The 17,430-nt window shown below is 70.0% G+C and carries 12 protein-coding genes and 1 pseudogene; 6 read left to right on the top strand and 7 right to left on the bottom strand.

What is annotated here, in order from left to right; translation table 11 throughout:
- Window positions 1-63 precede the first annotated feature (63 nt).
- The 3 genes from ACQF4J_RS23025 to ACQF4J_RS23015 all read right to left on the bottom strand — a co-directional run bounded on the left by ACQF4J_RS23025 (window position 64) and on the right by ACQF4J_RS23015 (window position 4,989).
- Window positions 64-1,716: a hypothetical protein gene (locus ACQF4J_RS23025; RefSeq protein WP_427166741.1), complete on the bottom strand. Its 1,653-nt coding sequence runs from the start codon at window positions 1,714-1,716 to the stop codon at window positions 64-66.
- A 68-nt stretch (window positions 1,717-1,784) separates the two neighbouring features.
- Window positions 1,785-3,083: a M18 family aminopeptidase gene (locus ACQF4J_RS23020; RefSeq protein WP_351569307.1), complete on the bottom strand. Its 1,299-nt coding sequence runs from the start codon at window positions 3,081-3,083 to the stop codon at window positions 1,785-1,787.
- A 79-nt stretch (window positions 3,084-3,162) separates the two neighbouring features.
- Complete coding sequence (locus tag ACQF4J_RS23015; RefSeq protein WP_351569304.1) at window positions 3,163-4,989, bottom strand: acyl-CoA dehydrogenase; 1,827 nt, start codon at window positions 4,987-4,989, stop codon at window positions 3,163-3,165.
- 172 nt (window positions 4,990-5,161) lie between these two features.
- Here ACQF4J_RS23015 and ACQF4J_RS23010 point away from each other — a divergent pair, with 172 nt between their 5' ends.
- Together ACQF4J_RS23010 and ACQF4J_RS23005 are read left to right on the top strand one after the other, a co-directional pair.
- Complete coding sequence (locus ACQF4J_RS23010) at window positions 5,162-5,629, top strand: SseB family protein (protein WP_058924228.1); 468 nt, start codon at window positions 5,162-5,164, stop codon at window positions 5,627-5,629.
- 132 nt (window positions 5,630-5,761) lie between these two features.
- On the top strand, window positions 5,762-6,733 hold the full coding sequence (locus tag ACQF4J_RS23005; protein ID WP_351569301.1) for a pirin family protein: 972 nt from the start codon (window positions 5,762-5,764) through the stop codon (window positions 6,731-6,733).
- A gap of 71 nt (window positions 6,734-6,804) precedes the next feature.
- Here the strand turns inward: ACQF4J_RS23005 and ACQF4J_RS23000 are convergent, their stop codons facing one another.
- Window positions 6,805-8,928, bottom strand: coding sequence for a SpoIIE family protein phosphatase (locus ACQF4J_RS23000; RefSeq protein WP_427166739.1), 2,124 nt, complete (start codon window positions 8,926-8,928; stop codon window positions 6,805-6,807).
- Window positions 8,929-9,136: 208 nt separating this feature from the next.
- On the opposite strand from ACQF4J_RS23000, the gene aspS reads away from it, so the two are divergent.
- The 4 genes and pseudogenes from aspS to ACQF4J_RS22980 all read left to right on the top strand — a co-directional run bounded on the left by aspS (window position 9,137) and on the right by ACQF4J_RS22980 (window position 13,191).
- On the top strand, window positions 9,137-10,900 hold the full coding sequence (gene aspS, locus ACQF4J_RS22995; protein WP_351569295.1) for an aspartate--tRNA ligase: 1,764 nt from the start codon (window positions 9,137-9,139) through the stop codon (window positions 10,898-10,900).
- A 121-nt stretch (window positions 10,901-11,021) separates the two neighbouring features.
- Window positions 11,022-11,897, top strand: a complete 876-nt coding sequence (locus tag ACQF4J_RS22990; protein ID WP_427166738.1) for an intradiol ring-cleavage dioxygenase — start codon at window positions 11,022-11,024, stop codon at window positions 11,895-11,897.
- Window positions 11,898-12,022: 125 nt separating this feature from the next.
- A complete protein-coding gene (locus ACQF4J_RS22985) occupies window positions 12,023-12,385 on the top strand; it encodes a hypothetical protein (RefSeq protein WP_427166736.1) in 363 nt (120 codons plus the stop codon).
- Window positions 12,386-12,523: 138 nt separating this feature from the next.
- Window positions 12,524-13,191 (top strand): annotated as a pseudogene (locus tag ACQF4J_RS22980) (hypothetical protein).
- Here ACQF4J_RS22980 and ACQF4J_RS22975 read toward each other — a convergent pair.
- The 3 genes from ACQF4J_RS22975 to ACQF4J_RS22965 form a co-directional block, all read right to left on the bottom strand.
- Window positions 13,188-13,664 (bottom strand): hypothetical protein, encoded by a 477-nt coding sequence (locus ACQF4J_RS22975; protein ID WP_142153758.1) that lies wholly within the window; start codon window positions 13,662-13,664, stop codon window positions 13,188-13,190. The pseudogene ACQF4J_RS22980 and the gene ACQF4J_RS22975 overlap by 4 nt on opposite strands.
- A 71-nt stretch (window positions 13,665-13,735) precedes the next feature.
- Window positions 13,736-15,454, bottom strand: coding sequence for a methionine--tRNA ligase (metG, locus tag ACQF4J_RS22970; RefSeq protein WP_351569286.1), 1,719 nt, complete (start codon window positions 15,452-15,454; stop codon window positions 13,736-13,738).
- Window positions 15,455-15,586: 132 nt separating this feature from the next.
- Window positions 15,587-17,386 carry a VWA domain-containing protein gene (locus ACQF4J_RS22965; RefSeq protein WP_427166734.1) on the bottom strand — a complete coding sequence of 600 codons (1,800 nt, stop codon included), beginning with the start codon at window positions 17,384-17,386 and terminating at the stop codon, window positions 15,587-15,589.
- Between the last annotated feature and the right edge of the window lie 44 nt (window positions 17,387-17,430).

Below are 17,430 nucleotides of genomic sequence, written 5' to 3'. Positions count from 1 at the left end.
GGTTCCGGACTTCCGGTCAACTCCGTGTACCCGGACGCGCCCTGACCATGCGGGGGCCGACGCTCACGTCACGTCGACGTAGTCCTCCCGGCCGGAGCTCACCAGGTGGGTGCTGGTCGGGTAGAGCAGCACCGCGACCCACGTGCCGTCCTTGGAGGCCGTGAACCCCTTGCTGAACGTGCCGTCGGAGCGGGTGTAGGTGTTGCCCATGTCGTACCAGGTGGTGGAGCCCTTGGGGCGGAAGAGGATCTTCACCTTCTGGTCGGCATAGGCCCTCCAGGCGCCGGAGGTGTAGTGCTGCAGCTTGCCCTTGTAGGTGATCGTGCGGCCCTTGCGGACCGGCTCGGGAGAGGCGTTGCCGTCGGTGATGCGGGTCGGGGTGCGCTGGGCGTGGACGACGGAGCTGTACGACTCCTGGAAGTCGCGGCTGCCCTTGAAGCGCGCCCGGTAGTAGCCCTTGTAGGGCGCGTCGAACGTGCCCTTGAACGTCGCGCCGGACTCGGGGTCGGCGCTGCCCGGGGTGACGGTCTCCATCGTCGTCCAGCCGGTCCTACCGTCGGCCGAGTACTGGAGTTCCACCTTGTTGTAGACGCCCGCGGGAACGCTGGAGCCGGTGTGCAGCACGCCCTTGGCGGTCAGCTCGGAGTACTTGTCCAAGGTCGCGGTGAAGTCGGTGAGGGACGTCTTCTGGGCGACGTACACGTTGACCGTCTCGTACCCGCTGTACCTCAGGTACGTGCCGGTGCGCACCTGCACGTCGATCCGTCCGGTCCTCGGCACGGAGAGGCTTCCGCTGAAGCGCCCTTCGGCGTCCGTGACGGGCGCCGAGGCACCGCCGGCACCTCCGTCGCCGCCGTCCCACACCTCGTCGACGACGGCTCCGGCCAGCGGCTCCCACGCCCCGCCCACGTATATCTCGGCCGTGCCGGAGACCGTGGCCGGCTGACCGGCCTTCACGTACACATCGGTTGAGTCCAGAGTCAGGCGGGTCGGCGACTGCGTGGCCCGGACCTCGACGCTCTCGTTCTCCCGGGACTGGTAGAAGGGATCGGCCAGCCGCAGCCAGGCGTTGACGCTGCCGATGGACGCGTCGGTCACCTTGTACGTGGCGGTGAAACGGCCGTCGTCGCCGGTGGCGGTCGTCGTGTCGGCGCCGTTGGAGATCTCCAGGTCCACCTCCTTGCCCGCCGCCGGCGTGGTCTCGCCGGTGCGCGGGTCGGTGACGGTGAAGCCGCCGGTGACGGTGACGTCCTGGTGGTCGTAGTCCGGGTTCTGCGGCGTGGCCTGCAGGTCCGTCAGGTGTGCCTCGAGCTCGTACTCGTAGGAGCCCTGGGCGGTGGTGGTGTCCCCGTCGGCGTCGGTCACGTCGACCACGACGCGGTAGGTGCCGAGGTCCGCCAGGCGCAGCGGGGTGCCGGTGTGCCAGATGCCCGACTGGGCCGTGCCCGACAGGAGGGTGAAGTCGCCGGCCTCGGCGACCTCCGGGGCCCCGGCCGCGGCGCCCGGCGCGTACAGGTGCGCCGTGATGGCGGTGATGGCGCTGTCGGACTGGACGGACAGGGCCATCAGGCCGCTGGCCGGCGATGCGTCGTAGCCCACCCAGAACAGCTCGGGCGCCACCGCGGCGTGCGCGGCCGTCACCGGGCCGAGGAGCAGGCCGGCCGCGACGAACGCGCAGGCCGGCAGCCATTTTCTTCGCATGTGCAGTCCCCCCACGAGACCGAAGATCACCGAAAAGTGAGCGCATACTACGCCGGTGGGGGGAGCGCGGACAGCGACGGGACCTATCCCTCCAAAAAGGCCACGAGCGCGTTCGCCAGCAGGAACGGGTCGTCCGCGCCGCACAGTTCGCGCACGCTGTGCATCGACAGGATCGCGACGCCGATGTCGACGGTCCGGATGCCGTGCCGGGCCGCGGTGATCGGACCGATGGTGGTGCCGCACGGCATGGAGTTGTTGGAGACGAAGGACTGGAACGGCACGCCCGCCTTCTCGCAGGCGGCAGCGAACACCGCGCGGCCCGAACCGTCGGTGGCGTAGCGGTTGTTGACGTTGACCTTGAGGATGGGGCCGCCGTTGACGCGCGGGTGGTGCGTCGGGTCGTGCCGCTCCGCGTAGTTGGGGTGCACCGCGTGGCCGGTGTCGGAGGACAGGCAGACCGTGCCCGCGAAGGCTCTCGCCCGGTCCTCGAAGGAGCCGCCGCGGGCGAACACCGAGCGCTCCAGCACGTTCCCGAGCAGCGGCCCGTCCGCGCCGGTGTCCGACTGCGAGCCGTTCTCCTCGTGGTCGAAGGCGGCCAGCACGGGAACGAAGGGGAGCTTGGCGTTCCCGGCGGACACCGCGGCGAGCGCGGCCACGCCCGCGTGCACGGAGAGCAGGTTGTCCATGCGGGGCCCGGCGAGGAGTTCCTGGTCACGGCCCAGGTAGGCGGGCGGTTCCACGGAGTGCGTCATCAGGTCCCAGCCGGTGACCTCGCCGGCGCCGAGGCCGGCCTCCTCCTCCAGGAAGGCGATCAGGTCTCCGTCGCGCACATCGTGGCCGAGCCCCCACACGGGCTGCAGATGACGCTGCTTGTCGAGTTTGAGGCCCTCCGCCGAGACCGATCGGTCCAGGTGGATGGCGAGCTGGGGCACTCGCAGCAGCGGCCGGTCGACGTTCACCAGCCGGGTCGAGCCGTCCCGCAGCGTCAGCCGGCCGGCCAGGCCCAGGTCGCGGTCGAGCCAGGAGTTGAGCAGGGGGCCGCCGTAGATCTCCACGGCCACCTGGCGCCAGCCGTGCGCCCCGGTGTCCGGCAGGGGCTTGACCCGCAGGTTGGGGGAGTCGGTGTGGGCGCCGACGACACGGAACGGCGTGTGGGGCGCCGCGCCCTCGGGGACGTACCAGGCGACGATCGCGCCGCCGCGCAGTACGTACTTGCCGCCGGTCGTCCCGTCCCAGGCGTCCGTCTCCGCGACCTGCCGGAAACCCGCCTTCTCCAGCCGCTCGGCGGCGCTCGCCACGGCGTGGTACGGCGAGGGGCTCGCCGTCAGGAAGGACATCAGGTCGTCGGTGTGGCCGCGGTCGAAGCGGGGGGGTTCGCTCATGGGGTTCACCTTAACGACGTACGAAGGCCCGCTCCTCGCGTACGGGAAGTACGGGGAGCGGGCCCTTGTGGGGGGATGACTAGAACGCTGCCTCGTCCAGCTCCATCAGTTCCAGGTCGACGTTCTCGGCGAGCTTGCGCGCGCCGGTGACGCCCGGCAGGACGTTGGCCGCGAAGAACTTCGCCGCCGCGATCTTGCCGCTGTAGAACGCCTTGTCCTTGGCGGAGGCGGACGGGAGCTTCTCGGCGGCGACCGCGGCGCCCTTGAGGAGCAGGTAGCCGACGACCACGTCACCGGAGGCCATGAGCAGGCGGGTGGTGTTCAGGCCCACCTTGTAGATGTTCTTGGTGTCCTGCTCGGTGGCCGCGAGGTCGGTCAGCATCAGGCCGACGATCGCCTCCAGCTCGACGGCCGCCTTCGCGAGGTGCTCGCGGGCGCCCGCCAGCTCCTCGCCGCCGCTGCCCAGCGCCAGGAACTTCTTGATGTCCTCGGCGAGGGAGTTCAGCGCCGCGCCCTGGTTGCGGACGATCTTGCGGAAGAAGAAGTCCTGGCCCTGGATCGCGGTCGTGCCCTCGTACAGGGTGTCGATCTTGGCGTCGCGGATGTACTGCTCGATCGGGTACTCCTGCAGGAAGCCGGAGCCGCCGAAGGTCTGCAGCGACTGGGCGAGCTGCTCGTAGCCCTTCTCGGAGCCGTAGCCCTTGACGATCGGCAGGAGCAGGTCGTTGAGCGCGTGCTCGGACTTGGCGTCCTCGCCGTTCGCCTCCTTGATCTGGATCGCGTCCTGGATCGAGGCGGTGTACATCACCAGGGCGCGCATGCCCTCCGCGTACGCCTTCTGCGTCATGAGCGAGCGGCGCACGTCGGGGTGGTGGGTGACGGTGACCTTGGGCGCGGACTTGTCCATGAAGTTCGCCAGGTCCGGGCCCTGGACGCGCTCCTTGGCGTACTCCAGCGCGTTCAGGTAGCCCGTCGACAGTGTGGAGATGGCCTTCGTGCCGACCATCATGCGGGCGAACTCGATGATCCGGAACATCTGGCGGATGCCGTCGTGCTTGTCGCCGATCAGCCAGCCCTTGGCGGGGTGCTTGTCGCCGAACGTCATCTCGCAGGTGTTGGAGGCCTTCAGGCCCATCTTGTGCTCGACGTTCGTGGCGTAGACGCCGTTGCGCTCGCCCAGCTCGCCGGTCTCGAAGTCGAAGAGGTACTTCGGGACGAGGAAGAGGGACAGGCCCTTGGTGCCGGGACCGGCGCCCTCGGGACGGGCGAGGACGTAGTGGAGGATGTTCTCCTCCATGTCGTGCTCACCGGAGGTGATGAAGCGCTTCACGCCCTCGATGTGCCAGGAGCCGTCCTCCTGCTGGACCGCCTTGGTGCGGCCGGCGCCGACGTCCGAGCCCGCGTCGGGCTCGGTGAGCACCATCGTCGAACCCCACCGCTTGTCCACGGCGATCTTCGCGATGTGCTTCTGTACGTCGTTGCCCTCGTCGAAGAGGATGCCGGCGAACGCCGGGCCGGAGGCATACATCCACACGGCCGGGTTCGAGCCGAGCAGCAGCTCCGCGTAGGCCCAGATCAGGGAGCGCGGCGAGGTGGTGCCGCCGATCTCCTCGGGCAGGCCCAGACGCCAGTACTCGGACTCCATGAAGGCGTTGTAGCTCTTCTTGAAGGACGCCGGGACGGGCGCGGTGTTCGTCTCGGGGTCGAAGACCGGCGGGTTGCGGTCGGCGTCCGCGAAGGACTCCGCCAGCTCGTTCTCCGCGAGCCGGGTCAGCTCCTCGAGGATGCTCTTCGCGGTCTCCGTGTCCATCTCGCCGAACGGACCGGAGCCGTACACCTGGTCCCGTCCGAGGACTTCGAACAGGTTGAACTCGATGTCGCGGAGATTCGACTTGTAGTGCCCCATGGCGACAGCTCCGTAAGAGAGATCGGCGAGGCACTGACGTGGATCCTCGCGCCTGCTTCTAGTTCACGTACCAACAAGTAGCTCCGATGATGCTACCCGTCGGTAATAAGAAGCAACCCCGTTCCGGACATCTGTGACCGAGCCCTCGTGCGGGGTCAGTACTCTGTGGGGCATGTACGGCTACGACCAGAACGTTGGGGCCCAGCAGCAGTACGGCGTCCCGCCGCAGCAGCAGATGCCGGGCGGGTACGGCCAGCAGCCGCCGCTGTACCCCGAGCCGTCCCCGCCCTCGCTGGCGGACGCGGTGCGCGCCTTCACCACCGGCCAGATGTCGGCGGAGGACTTCCAGCAGGTCTTCGCCACGTCCAAGGTGTACTGCCCGCGCGGCGACAACCCCGGCTTCCTCGCCCTGCACAACACCCAGCAGCCGGTCATCCCGATGTTCACCTCCCTCAAGGAGCTGCGCCGGTACGCCGGTAAGGAGTCCAAGTACTTCGTGATCACGGGCGCGGAGGTGATCGACCTGCTCCCGACCGGCTACGGCTTCGTCCTGGACATGGAGGGCGAGCACCGGATGGTGTTCGACGCGAAGGCGGTCGAGCAGATGGTGGAGTTCGCCATGAGGCGAATGTATGGCTGACGCCATCGCTCCGCGACGGCCGACGACCGCGCACGGGTGGAGCCCGGAGGGAATGCCCTCCGGGCTCCTTCTGTTGTGGGGTAGCAGAAAGTTCAATGCTCAACTAAACTGGCCGCACAAGGAGGTACCGACATGCCTGCAGTGACCGTCGAGAACCCGCTGACCCTGCCCCGCGTCGCCGCGCCGGCCAACGCCGTGGCACGTCCCGTGCTCGCTGTCACGACCGCGCCGAGCGGTTTCGAGGGCGAGGGCTTCCCGGTGCGCCGGGCGTTCGCCGGGATCAACTACAAGCACCTCGACCCGTTCATCATGATGGACCAGATGGGTGAGGTGGAGTACGCGCCGGGCGAGCCCAAGGGCACCCCCTGGCACCCGCACCGCGGCTTCGAGACCGTCACCTACATCATCGACGGGATCTTCGACCACCAGGACTCCCAGGGCGGCGGCGGCACCATCACCAACGGCGACACCCAGTGGATGACGGCCGGCTCCGGCCTGCTCCACATCGAGGCCCCGCCGGAGTCCCTGGTGATGTCCGGCGGCCTCTTCCACGGCCTGCAGCTGTGGGTGAACCTCCCGGCCAGGGACAAGATGATGGCGCCGCGCTACCAGGACATCCGCGGCGGCAACGTCCAGCTGCTCACCACCCCCGACGGCGGCGCGCTGCTGCGGGTCATCGCCGGTGAGCTGGACGGCCACCAGGGTCCCGGTATCACCCACACCCCGATCACGATGATCCACGCGACGCTCGCGCCGGGCGCGGAGCTCACCCTGCCGTGGCGGGAGGACTTCAACGGCCTGGCGTACGTGCTGGCCGGGCGGGGCACGGTCGGCACCGAGCGGCGTCCGGTCCACCTCGGCCAGACGGCGGTCTTCGGCGCCGGTTCCTCGCTCACCGTCCGCGCGGACGAGAAGCAGGACAGCCACACCCCGGACCTGGAGGTCGTGCTGCTGGGCGGACAGCCGATCCGTGAGCCCATGGCCCACTACGGCCCGTTCGTCATGAACACCCGCGAGGAACTGCAGCAGGCGTTCGAGGACTTCCAGAAGGGGCGGCTGGGCACCATCCCCGCCGTGCACGGGATGACCGAGGGCGGGCTGTAAGGCGCGAGTACGGCCCGCAAGACGGGTACTACCCGTCGGGCCGGTACGGCGACCACCGGGAGGCGGGCACCCTACGAGGTGCCCGCCTCCTCGGCCTCGTAGAGCTCGAACCAGATGCTCTTGCCCTCGCCCCGAGGGTCCACGCCCCACGCCTGGGCGAGCAGCTCCATCAGGACCAGTCCGCGGCCGGAGGAGGCCAGCTCCCCGGGACGGCGCCGGTGCGGCAGGTCGTCGCTGGTGTCGTTGACCTCCACGCGCATCCGGCGGCTGCCCGGCTCGCCCCGGACCTCGGCCAGCAGCAGGGCGTCGGCGTCGGTGTGGACCAGAACGTTCGTCAGCATCTCCGACAGCAGCAGCACCGCCGAGTCGATCTGGTCCGGCGAGCGCCAGTCGTGCAGCAGGTCGCGCAGATGGTGACGGGCCACCGCCACCCGTTCCGGCTCGGCCTGGGCGACGGACAGCATCGTGCGCCTGACCTGAGGTGCCGCCGCCGTCACCGGGTCGCCGCAGCCGCATCCCTCCCCCGGCCGGCACAGCAGCAGCACCGCTATGTCGTCCTCACGGCGGTCGGCGAGCGGGCCCGTGGTGTGGTGCGAGGACGGGCCGTGCACGCCCTGGACCAGGGCGTCGGCGAGTTCCTCCAGGTCGCCCTTGTGGTCCTCCAGGATCTCGCGGATGCGCTGCCAGCCACTGTCCAGGTCGTGCCCGCCGGTCTCGATGAGGCCGTCGGTGCAGATCAGCATCGTTTCGCCGGGTTCGAGGGCGAAACGCGTGGTGGGGTAGTCGGCGTCCGGGTCGATGCCGAGCGGCAGACCGCCGGCGGTCGGGCGGGCCAGCACCGTGCCGTCGGCGAGGCGGATCGCCGGGTCGGGGTGGCCGGCCCGGGCGATGTCGAGGGTGCCGGTGGCCGGGTCGGCCTCGACGTAGAGGCAGGTCGCGAAGCGCGGGTCGATGGAGTCGCCGTCGGTCATGCCGTGCAGGAAGCGGGAGGCGCGGGAGAGGACCGCGTCGGGCCGGTGCCCCTCGGAGGCGTAGGCGCGCAGGGCGATACGGAGCTGGCCCATGAGCCCGGCGGCGCGCACGTCGTGGCCCTGGACGTCCCCGATGGCCAGCGCGAACCTGCCGCCCGGCAGCGGGATCATGTCGTACCAGTCGCCGCCGACCTGGAGGCCGCCGCCGGTGGGGACGTAGCGGGCGGCGACGTTCATGCCCGGTATCTGCGGGCCGAGCGTCGGCAGCATCGAGCGCTGGAGGCCGTCGGTCAGGGCCCGCTCGGTCTCCGCCGTGCCGGCGCGGGAGAGGGCCTGGGCGAGCATGCGGGCGACGGTGGTCAGGACCGAGCGCTCGTCGGGGGTGAAGGCGACCGGGTAGGCGAACGACGCCATCCAGGCGCCCATCGTGCGGCCGGCGACGATGAGCGGCAGGAACGCCCACGACTGCCGGCCGAAGCTCTCGACCAACTGCCACATCACGGGGTAGCGGGTCTTGTAGTCGGACGGGGTCGACAGATAGACCGCCCGGCCCGTGCGCACGACCTCGGCCGCCGGATGGTCCGTTTCCAGCGGCATCGCGGAGAACGGGGTCTCGTCGCCGGGCTGGTAGCCGTGCAGGCCGATGACGGTCACCCGCTCGCCCTCGGTGCCGAAGACCGCCAGTCCGTCCGGGGAGAAGCCCGGCATCGACAGGCCCGCCGCGACCCGCAGCACCTCCTCCGTCGACCGCGCCTCGGCCAGCGCGCGGCCCGCGTCCAGCAGGAACGCCTCCCGGGAGCGCCGCCAGTCACCGGTGACGGCGCTGCGTCCGGCCGGGGTGCCCGGGGTGGGCTCGGTGACCTCCTGCAGGGTGCCGATCAGCTGGAAGGCGTGCCGTTCCTTGTCGTACGACGGCTTGGAACGGGAGCGGACCACGCGCAGCACCCGGCCGTGGTCGTCCATGATCCGGATGCGTACCTCGGCGAGGGTGCGCTCGGCGACGGCGAGACCGACCACGCTGATGATCTCGTTCCAGTCGACTGGGTGCAGCCGGGACCGCGCCTGGGCCTCGGTGAGCGTGGTCTGTTCGGCGGGCAGCCCGAGCAGCCGGGCCGCCTCGGCGTCGACCGTGACCAGCTCGGTGGCGGTGTCCCAGGTCCACAGGCCGGTCGCGAGGGTGGCGAGGACCTCCCCCACGGGCGGCAAGGGCTCGCCAGTGTGCATTGCCCCACTTTATGAAGAGGTGATCGGGGAGTGCCACCGATCCGCACGAGGAGTGCCGCTCGTCACGCGACTGTCAAGACCGCCTCGAAATGGTGGGGAGCCGATCTTGGGGCGGCCGGTACCCTTGGGAGGTCCGGGCCGTGCGCCCGTTCATGCCGGGCGACAATCCCGGCGCATACCACCCCACCACGAAGGACGATGAACGACGATGCATCGGTACAGGTCCCACACCTGCGGCGAGCTCCGCTCCTCTGACGTCGGCACCGACGTCCGGCTGAGTGGCTGGCTGCACAATCGGCGCGACCTGGGCGGCATCCTCTTCATCGATCTGCGCGATCACTACGGCATCACGCAGCTCGTCGCCCGTCCCGGCACGCCCGCGTACGAGGCCCTGGACAAGCTGTCCAAGGAGACGGTCGTCCGCGTCGACGGCGGCGTTGTTTCACGTGGAACCGAGAACGTGAACCCCGACCTGCCCACCGGCGAGATCGAGATCGAGGTCGGCGAGGTCGAGGTGCTGGGCACGGCCGCCCCGCTGCCCTTCACGATCAACGCCGAGGACGGGGTCAACGAGGAGCGGCGCCTGGAGTACCGCTTCCTGGACCTGCGCCGCGAGCGCATGCACAAGAACATCATGCTGCGTACGGCGGTCATCTCGGCGATCCGGCACAAGATGACGGCGCTGGGCTTCAACGAGATGGCGACCCCGATCCTGTCGGCGACCTCCCCCGAGGGCGCCCGCGACTTCGTGGTCCCCTCCCGCCTGAACCCGGGCAAGTTCTACGCCCTGCCGCAGGCGCCGCAGCAGTTCAAGCAGCTGCTGATGATCTCCGGCTTCGACCGCTACTTCCAGATCGCGCCCTGCTTCCGTGACGAGGACGCCCGCGCCGACCGCTCGCCGGGCGAGTTCTACCAGCTCGACGTCGAGATGAGCTTCGTCGAGCAGGAGGACGTCTTCCGCCCCATCGAGCAGCTGATGACGGAGCTGTTCGAGGAGTTCGGCAACGGCCGCCACGTCACCTCGCCGTTCCCTCGCATCCCGTTCCGCGAGGCGATGCTGAAGTACGGCTCCGACAAGCCGGACCTGCGCGCCCAGCTGGAGCTCGTCGACATCACCGACATCTTCGAGGGCTCGGAGTTCAAGGCCTTCGCCGGCAAGCACGTGCGTGCGCTGCCGGTGCCGGACGTCTCCGCGCAGCCCCGCAAGTTCTTCGACCAGCTCGGTGACTTCGCCGTCTCGCAGGGCGCGAAGGGCCTGGCCTGGGTGCGGGTCGCCGAGGACGGTTCGCTCTCCGGCCCGATCGCCAAGTTCCTGACCGAGGAGAACGTCGCCGAGCTGACCAAGCGCCTGTCGCTGGCCGCCGGGCACGCGGTGTTCTTCGGCGCCGGCGAGTTCGACGAGGTCTCGAAGATCATGGGCGCGGTCCGCGTCGAGGCCGCCAAGCGCGCCGGGCACTTCGAGGAGGGCGTCTTCCGGTTCTGCTGGATCGTCGACTTCCCGATGTACGAGAAGGACGAGGAGACCGGCGCGATCGACTTCTCGCACAACCCCTTCTCCATGCCGCAGGGCGGCCTGGAGGCCCTGGAGAACCAGGACCCGCTGGACATCCTGGGCTGGCAGTACGACATCGTCTGCAACGGCGTCGAGCTGTCCTCCGGCGCGATCCGGAACCACGAGCCCGAGATCATGCTGAAGGCCTTCGAGATCGCGGGCTACGACCGCGAGACCGTCGAGGAGAAGTTCGCCGGCATGCTCCGCGCCTTCCGCTTCGGCGCCCCGCCGCACGGCGGCATCGCCCCCGGCGTCGACCGCATCGTCATGCTCCTCGCGGACGAGCCGAATATCCGCGAGACCATCGCCTTCCCGCTCAACGGCAACGCCCAGGACCTGATGATGGGCGCGCCGACGGAGCTGGAGGAGGCGCGGCTGAGGGAGCTGCACCTGTCGGTGCGCAAGCCGCAGCCGAAGTAGCCCCGAGCGGACCCGAAGGGCTCGAAACCGACGCCGGTTTCGAGCCCTTTCCCTTGCGCACCACGATTCACAGCTCTTTCCGATGTTCCTGCCGGGCCCGCCACGCCTACGGTCCCTGGCCATGACGGACAATCAGACACCCGATGAGAGAAGGAAGTTGGCCCGCCGTGCGGTCCTGGCGGCCGGCAGCGTGGCCCTGACGGCGGCGGGCGTGGGCAGCGCCTTCGCGGCCGGTTCCCCCGGTTCCTCCGGGCGGGACGCGGACGGCGGGGCCGCGGAGGACGCCTGCTACACCCTGACCTCCGAACTGGTCGAAGGCCCGTACTACATCGACGCCGACAAGATCCGCCAGAACGTCACGGAGGACCAGGAGGGCATCCCGCTCGACCTGCGCCTCAAGGTGATCGACGCGGAGAGCTGCAGGCCGCTGCCGAACGCGGCCGTGGACATCTGGCACTGCAACGCCTCCGGCGTCTACTCGGGCTACGAGGAGATGGGCAGCGGTGGCGGCGGCCCGACCGGCCCCCCTCCGTCGGGCACCCCCACCAACACGCCGACCGGCCCCCCGCCCGGCGGTGGCGGTCACCAGGAGCCGACCGACGACAAGCGCTACCTGCGCGGGACCTGGCGCACGGACCGGCACGGACAGGTGGCCTTCCGGACCGTCTTCCCCGGCTGGTACCAGGGGCGCTGCGTCCACATCCACGTGAAGGTCCATGTGGACGGCACCTGGACCGACGCCGGCTACGAGGGCGGCCGCACCTGCCACACCGGACAGCTGTTCTTCGACGAGAAGTCGGTGCTGCTGACGTACGACGAGGAGCCGTACGCGAGCAACACCACCACCCGCACCACGCTCGACGAGGACACCATCTACCCGGACAACGGGCACGAGGGCGGCCTGCTCTACCTCAGGTACGACCGCAGGCACATCGCACGCGGGGTCCATGCCCGTCTGACCCTGGGGGTCGCCCCCGACGAGACGCACGACGGCTGACCACTTGGAAACCTCACAAGAGGCGCACAGCGATCCCGAGGGGTGAGCACAGCAGCCTGTCGTGTCATGGGGAGTGACATCACAGGTGTGCGAGCCCCTCCGGGCCGCCGGGCGAGGAGGAAGCCATGGGGCACGCGATCGCGCTCCCGGCGCTGCTGATCACCGCGGCGGTCGTCGCCGTCGCCCTGCCGCGGCGTGGACGCAGGGCCCGCGACGGTTCCCGGCTGGACGCGGAGGCCGAGGCCAACCGGTGGCTGATCCGGCTGGGCGGCAGCCTGATGCCGCCCGGCACCACCGGCTGGGCGACCGCGGGCGAGGGGGCCGGCCGGGCCCTGACCGAGGCCGCCGAGTGCCACCGCACCGCCCGGGCCCGTCTGGCCGAGGCCCGCACGACCGCCGAGTACGAACAGGTGACCCGCACGGCCCAGGAGGGCCTGCGCCACGTCCGGACGGCCCGCGAGACGCTGGGGCTGGAGATGTCCGTCTGAGCCTCCGCGGACTCACCCGGCAGAAGAATTCCGTGGACCCGGCAACCCCACGTGCACCAGCGGCAACTGACGGAGCGAAAGCCCCTTCACCGGAGCTTCTCCATCCGCACAGTTCCCACCAGTACGTAAGGACGTCCCGTGGCCGCTCCCACCCACCGTCGGTCAATTCGTAAGCGGCGTGTTCTCGTCGTCTCCGCCGCCGCCGCCGTCGCCGCGGGTGTCGGTGCCGGTGTTCTCGTGATGAACGCGAACGCCGGGACGACGACCGTCGACCTGTACCACCGGACGCTCGCCGCCAGGGACGGCTGGGCCTCATCCGGTACCGGTACGACCGGCGGAGCGAAGGCCGACGCCGCGCACACCTTCACCGTGTCCACCCGCGCCCAACTGGTGAAGGCGCTCGGGTCCGTGTCACGCTGGCCCGGCTCGGCCGGATCCACATCTACAACAACGTGTACGAGACGGCGCCCCTGAACGGCTACACCCTGCAGTACAGCATCAACTCCCGCGCCAAGGCGCAGGTCGTCGCGCAGGCCAACTTCTGGAAGATCCCCTCCGGCCAGAAGGTCGCCAAGCTCGTCAGCGGTGACGGGACGGGTTCCATCGCGGGCAGCGGCAACCTGGTCAACGGCACCGCGACCGACGTCGTCGCCGCCCACAACGCCGCCAACTCCAAGAAGATCAAGACCACCGTGAACTGGACGCCGACGCTGACGGCAGGCCTGGAGACCTCGGCGACGAACCTGCCGACCGAGCTGGCCTCCACGACCGGCGCGGGGATCCTCTCCCAGGGCGACAGGCCCTAGGTGTCGTAGGACCCGTCCCAGGGCGGGGAGAAGAACAGGCGGTCCGGGAAGAGCTCGGCCCAGCTGCCCTCCTCGTCCTCGCCGGTCACCAGGCCGAACACCACGTCGTCGACGGTGACCTGGAACGGCCGTATCGCGATGTCCGTGTAGGAGCGGCGGGGCAGGCTGCGCAGGAGTTTCGCCAGATGGACGCGGGCGCGTTGGAGGACCGACGCGTCACCGTCCGGATCTTGCAGCTGCTCGGCCCAGGTGCCCGCACACCAGATCTCCGAGTCGCGGTAGCGGCCCTCGAAGTCGAAGGTGTGCAGGACGGTGTAGAGACGTTTGTGCTCTTCCCAGCCGTGGTCGAGACGGAATCCGGCGGGGAAGGCGTACGTGAGCGACGCCAGGAACTGCCCCTCGGAGTACCGGCCGATGGACTCGGTCCGGCTCCTGGGCTCGTAGGCGATCGGGACGACTTCGGGCACTGCCATGGCGGAACAATACGGGGCTCGGAAAGCTGTTCGGCTTCCCGAGCCCCGTCTCCACGGTTCCTACGCGTGTGTCACTGCCCGGGCTCGCCGCCGAAGCGCTCCTTGTAGGCCTGCAGGTCCTCGTCCGTGAGCTTGGCGAACAGCACCGGCGGGACCGTGAACGGGGTGCCGGCCGGAACGGCGGCGAGGGCGCGGGCCTCGTCCGCGGTGACCCAGGACGAGGTGTCGTCGGCGAGGGAGAACGCCTGGCGCATGGCGGCCGACGTCGCCGGGATGAACGGCTCCGAGACCACCGCGTACAGGTGGATGAGGTTCATCGCGGTGCGCAGGGTGAGGGCCGCGCCCTCCTTGTCGGTCTTGATCTCCAGCCAGGGGGCCTTCTCCTCCAGGTAGGAGTTGCCGGCCGACCACAGGGCGCGCAGGGCCGCGGCGGCCTTGCGGAACTGGAGGGACTCCATGTGGGACTCGTACTCCGCGAGGAGCTCCGCGATCTGCTCGCCCAGCTTCGTCTCCGCCTCGCCCGGCTGCCCGCCCGCGGGGACGTCGTCGCCGAAGCGCTTGCGGGAGAACGACAGGACGCGGTTGACGAAGTTGCCGAGAGTGTCGGCCAGGTCCTTGTTGACCGTGGCGGTGAAGTGCTCCCACGTGAAGGACGAGTCGTCGGACTCGGGGGCGTTGGCGATGAGGAAGTAGCGCCAGTAGTCGGCGGGCAGGATCTCCAGCGCCTGGTCGGTGAAGACGCCGCGCTTCTGGCTGGTGGAGAACTTGCCGCCGTAGTACGTCAGCCAGTTGAAGGCCTTGACGTAGTCGACCTTCTTCCACGGCTCGCGCACGCCCAGCTCGGTGGCCGGGAACATCACCGTGTGGAACGGGACGTTGTCCTTGGCCATGAACTCCGTGTAGCGGACGTCGGTGTCGACGTCGTACCACCACGACTTCCAGTCGCGGTTCGCCGGGTCGAGGTCCGCCCACTCCTTCGTCGCGCCGATGTACTCGATCGGGGCGTCGAACCAGACGTAGAAGACCTTGCCCTCGGCCGCCAGATCCGGCCAGGTGTCCGCCGGGACCGGCACGCCCCAGTCCAGGTCGCGGGTGATCGCACGGTCGTGCAGGCCCTCGTTCAGCCACTTGCGGGCGATGGAGGAGGCCAGCTGCGGCCAGTCGTCCTCGTGCCGGGCGACCCAGGCCTCGACCTCGTGCTGCAGCTTCGACTGGAGGAGGAAGAGGTGCTTGGTCTCCCTCACCTCCAGGTCGGTGCTGCCCGAGATCGCGGAGCGTGGGTTGATCAGGTCGGTCGGGTCGAGGACGCGGGTGCAGTTCTCGCACTGGTCGCCGCGGGCCTTGTCGTAGCCGCAGTGCGGGCAGGTGCCCTCGACATAGCGGTCCGGCAGGAAGCGGCCGTCCGTGGGGCTGTAGACCTGGCGGATCGCCCGCTCCTCGATGAAGCCGTTCTCGTTGAGGCGGCGGGCGAAGTGCTGGGTGATCTCCACGTTCTGCGTGCTGGAGCTGCGGCCGAAGTAGTCGAAGGCCAGCGCGAAGCCGTCGTAGACCGCCTTCTGCGCGTCGTGCGCCTGCGCGCAGAAGTCCGCGACGGGCAGGCCCTGCTCCTTGGCCGCCAGCTCGGCGGGGGTGCCGTGCTCGTCCGTCGCGCAGATGTACAGGACGTCGTGGCCGCGCTGGCGCAGGTAGCGGGAGTACACGTCCGCCGGGAGCATGGACCCCACCATGTTGCCCAGGTGCTTGATTCCGTTGATGTACGGAAGGGCGCTGGTGATGAGGTGTCGAGCCATCGGGGGCTGCTCCCAGGTCGGTTTCGTTGCTGCTATTGCGAACCTTGAAAGCGTAGCCGACATGTGTATGCCGCCCGCTCCTCGTTTTACGGGCTGAGAAGCGGGCGGCATGGGGTGGGGGTGCTGGGAGGGCTACGGGCGCCAGTCGATCAGGACGCCGTCGTAGAGCTCGGCGTCCGTGAGCTCCTTCGGGGTCGGGCCCGCGTGGAAGAAGGCCGTGTTGTCGGTCTTCAGCTTGCGGAGGTAGTCGAAGGCCTTGTTGTCGTGGTCGCCGAACGCGACGAAGGAGAAGAACACCGAGGGGTGGGACTTCGCGGCGTCGGTGAGGGACTTCGTGGCCGGGGTCTTGGCGTCCGGGGCGCCGTCGGTCTGGAAGACCACCAGGGCGGGGGTGCCGGGGGCGACGTGCTCGTCGTAGTGGGCGAGGACCGCCTCCACGGCGGCGTGGTAGCTGGTACGGCCCATGCGGCCGAGGCCCGCGTGCGCGTCGTCGATCGCCGTGTCGGAGGAGGCCGGGGTGAGGTCGGTGGTGCCGTCGAGTTCGGTGGAGAAGAAGACGACGTGGACGCCGGGGGCCTCGTCGGTGAGGTGCTTCGCGAGGGCGAGGGTCTGGTCGGCGAGGGCTTGGGCGGAGCCGTCCTTGTAGTACGGGCGCATGCTCGCGGAGCGGTCGAGTACGAGGTAGAGCTTCGCTCGGGTGCCGGTGAGGTTGGCTTTTGCGAGGGCGGTGGCGGCGGCGTCGGTGTCCGCGACGGCCTCGGCTTCGGGCTCGGCCTCGGCTTCGCCTTCGGCGGGCTGGTCGTTCCCACCCGCACCACCCGTGACGGTCTCGTCGTCGGCTGCGGGTGCCTCCTGTGGGGCGTCCCCGCCGTCGGCGGCCGCGGCCACGTCCGCGGCGACCTCGGGCTCGGGGACGGTCTCGATGACCGGTTCCTCGGCCTCCGGCTCGTCCTTCGCTTCCGCGTCGGCGGCGGGCGCTTCGACCTCGGGCTCGGGGACGGTCTCGATGACCGGTTCCTCGGCCTCCGGCTCGTCCTTCGCTTCCGCTTCGGCGGCGGGCGCTTCGACCTCGGGCTCGGGGACGGTCTCGATGACCGGTTCCTCGGCCTCCGGCTCCTCCTTCACCTCCGCGTCGGCGACGGGCGCTTCGACCTCGGGCTCGGGGACGGTCTCGATGACCGGTTCCTCGGCCTCCGGCTCGTCCTTCGCCTCCGCGTCGGCGGCGGGCGCTTCGACCTCGGGCTCGGGGACGGTCTCGATGACCGGTTCCTCGGCCTCCGGCTCGTCCTTCGCCTCCGCGTCGGCGGCGGGCGCATCCGCGACCGGGGCTTCGGGCTCGGGTGCGGTCTCCGCTACGGGCTCGGGCTCCGGGGTGGTCTCGGCTGTCGGCTCCTCGGTCTTCGGCTCGTCCTCGACCTTGGTCTCGGCTGCCGGCTCCTCGGCTGCCGGCTCCTCGGTCTCTGGCTCGTTCTCGACCCCGGTCTCGGCCGCCGGGGCCGGGGTCTCCTGCTCCTCGGGCTCCGCTGCGGGGGCCTCCGGTTCACTCTCGGCGACCGGCTCGTCCGCCACCGCGGTCTCGGGAGCGGTGGTCTCCGGCTCCTCGGGCTGGTCGGCCTTCGCCGCCGCAGCCTCCGGCTCCGGCTCCGGCTCGGCGGATGCCTCCGCAGTCTCGGCTGCCGGCTCGGCCGTCGGCGCCTGGGTCGGCTCCGGGGGCTTGGGGACCGAGACGTTGTCGAAGGCCGCCGCGACCAGATCGTGCTCGTCGGTGCGCGGAGCGTCCGGTGTCGATTCGGTGCGGGGGGACGGGAGCCGGGGGGACGCCGTCGGCTCGGGAGCCGACTGCGAAGGGGTTCGGTCGGCACCCTCTGCTTCGGCGGCACGCCCCTTGCGTGACCTGCCGAATGCGTTTCGAAGGAGAGTGAGAATGCCCATGCGCGCAACCCTTCGCGTGAGTTGAAACCGTCAATCACTGGCCA

The sequence above is a fragment of the Streptomyces sp. C1-1 genome (genome assembly GCF_050214755.1).
GTDB lineage: Bacteria > Actinomycetota > Actinomycetes > Streptomycetales > Streptomycetaceae > Streptomyces.
The sequence above is the reverse complement of the archived record's forward strand: the minus strand, read 5'-3'. Positions and strand labels throughout refer to the sequence as shown.

Bases quoted from the DNA above. Each gene is read 5' to 3' on its own strand.
- ACQF4J_RS23005 (WP_351569301.1), top strand. From the start codon at position 5,762: ATGCCTGCAGTGACCGTCGAGAACCCGCTGACCCTGCCCCGCGTCGCC.
- ACQF4J_RS23010 (WP_058924228.1), top strand. From the start codon at position 5,162: ATGTACGGCTACGACCAGAACGTTGGGGCCCAGCAGCAGTACGGCGTC.
- ACQF4J_RS22965 (WP_427166734.1), bottom strand. From the start codon at position 17,386: ATGGGCATTCTCACTCTCCTTCGAAACGCATTCGGCAGGTCACGCAAG.
- ACQF4J_RS22985 (WP_427166736.1), top strand. From the start codon at position 12,023: ATGGGGCACGCGATCGCGCTCCCGGCGCTGCTGATCACCGCGGCGGTC.
- ACQF4J_RS23015 (WP_351569304.1), bottom strand. From the start codon at position 4,989: ATGGGGCACTACAAGTCGAATCTCCGCGACATCGAGTTCAACCTGTTC.
- ACQF4J_RS23020 (WP_351569307.1), bottom strand. From the start codon at position 3,083: ATGAGCGAACCCCCCCGCTTCGACCGCGGCCACACCGACGACCTGATG.
- ACQF4J_RS23000 (WP_427166739.1), bottom strand. From the start codon at position 8,928: ATGCACACTGGCGAGCCCTTGCCGCCCGTGGGGGAGGTCCTCGCCACC.
- ACQF4J_RS22990 (WP_427166738.1), top strand. From the start codon at position 11,022: ATGACGGACAATCAGACACCCGATGAGAGAAGGAAGTTGGCCCGCCGT.
- ACQF4J_RS22975 (WP_142153758.1), bottom strand. From the start codon at position 13,664: ATGGCAGTGCCCGAAGTCGTCCCGATCGCCTACGAGCCCAGGAGCCGG.
- aspS (WP_351569295.1), top strand. From the start codon at position 9,137: ATGCATCGGTACAGGTCCCACACCTGCGGCGAGCTCCGCTCCTCTGAC.
- metG (WP_351569286.1), bottom strand. From the start codon at position 15,454: ATGGCTCGACACCTCATCACCAGCGCCCTTCCGTACATCAACGGAATC.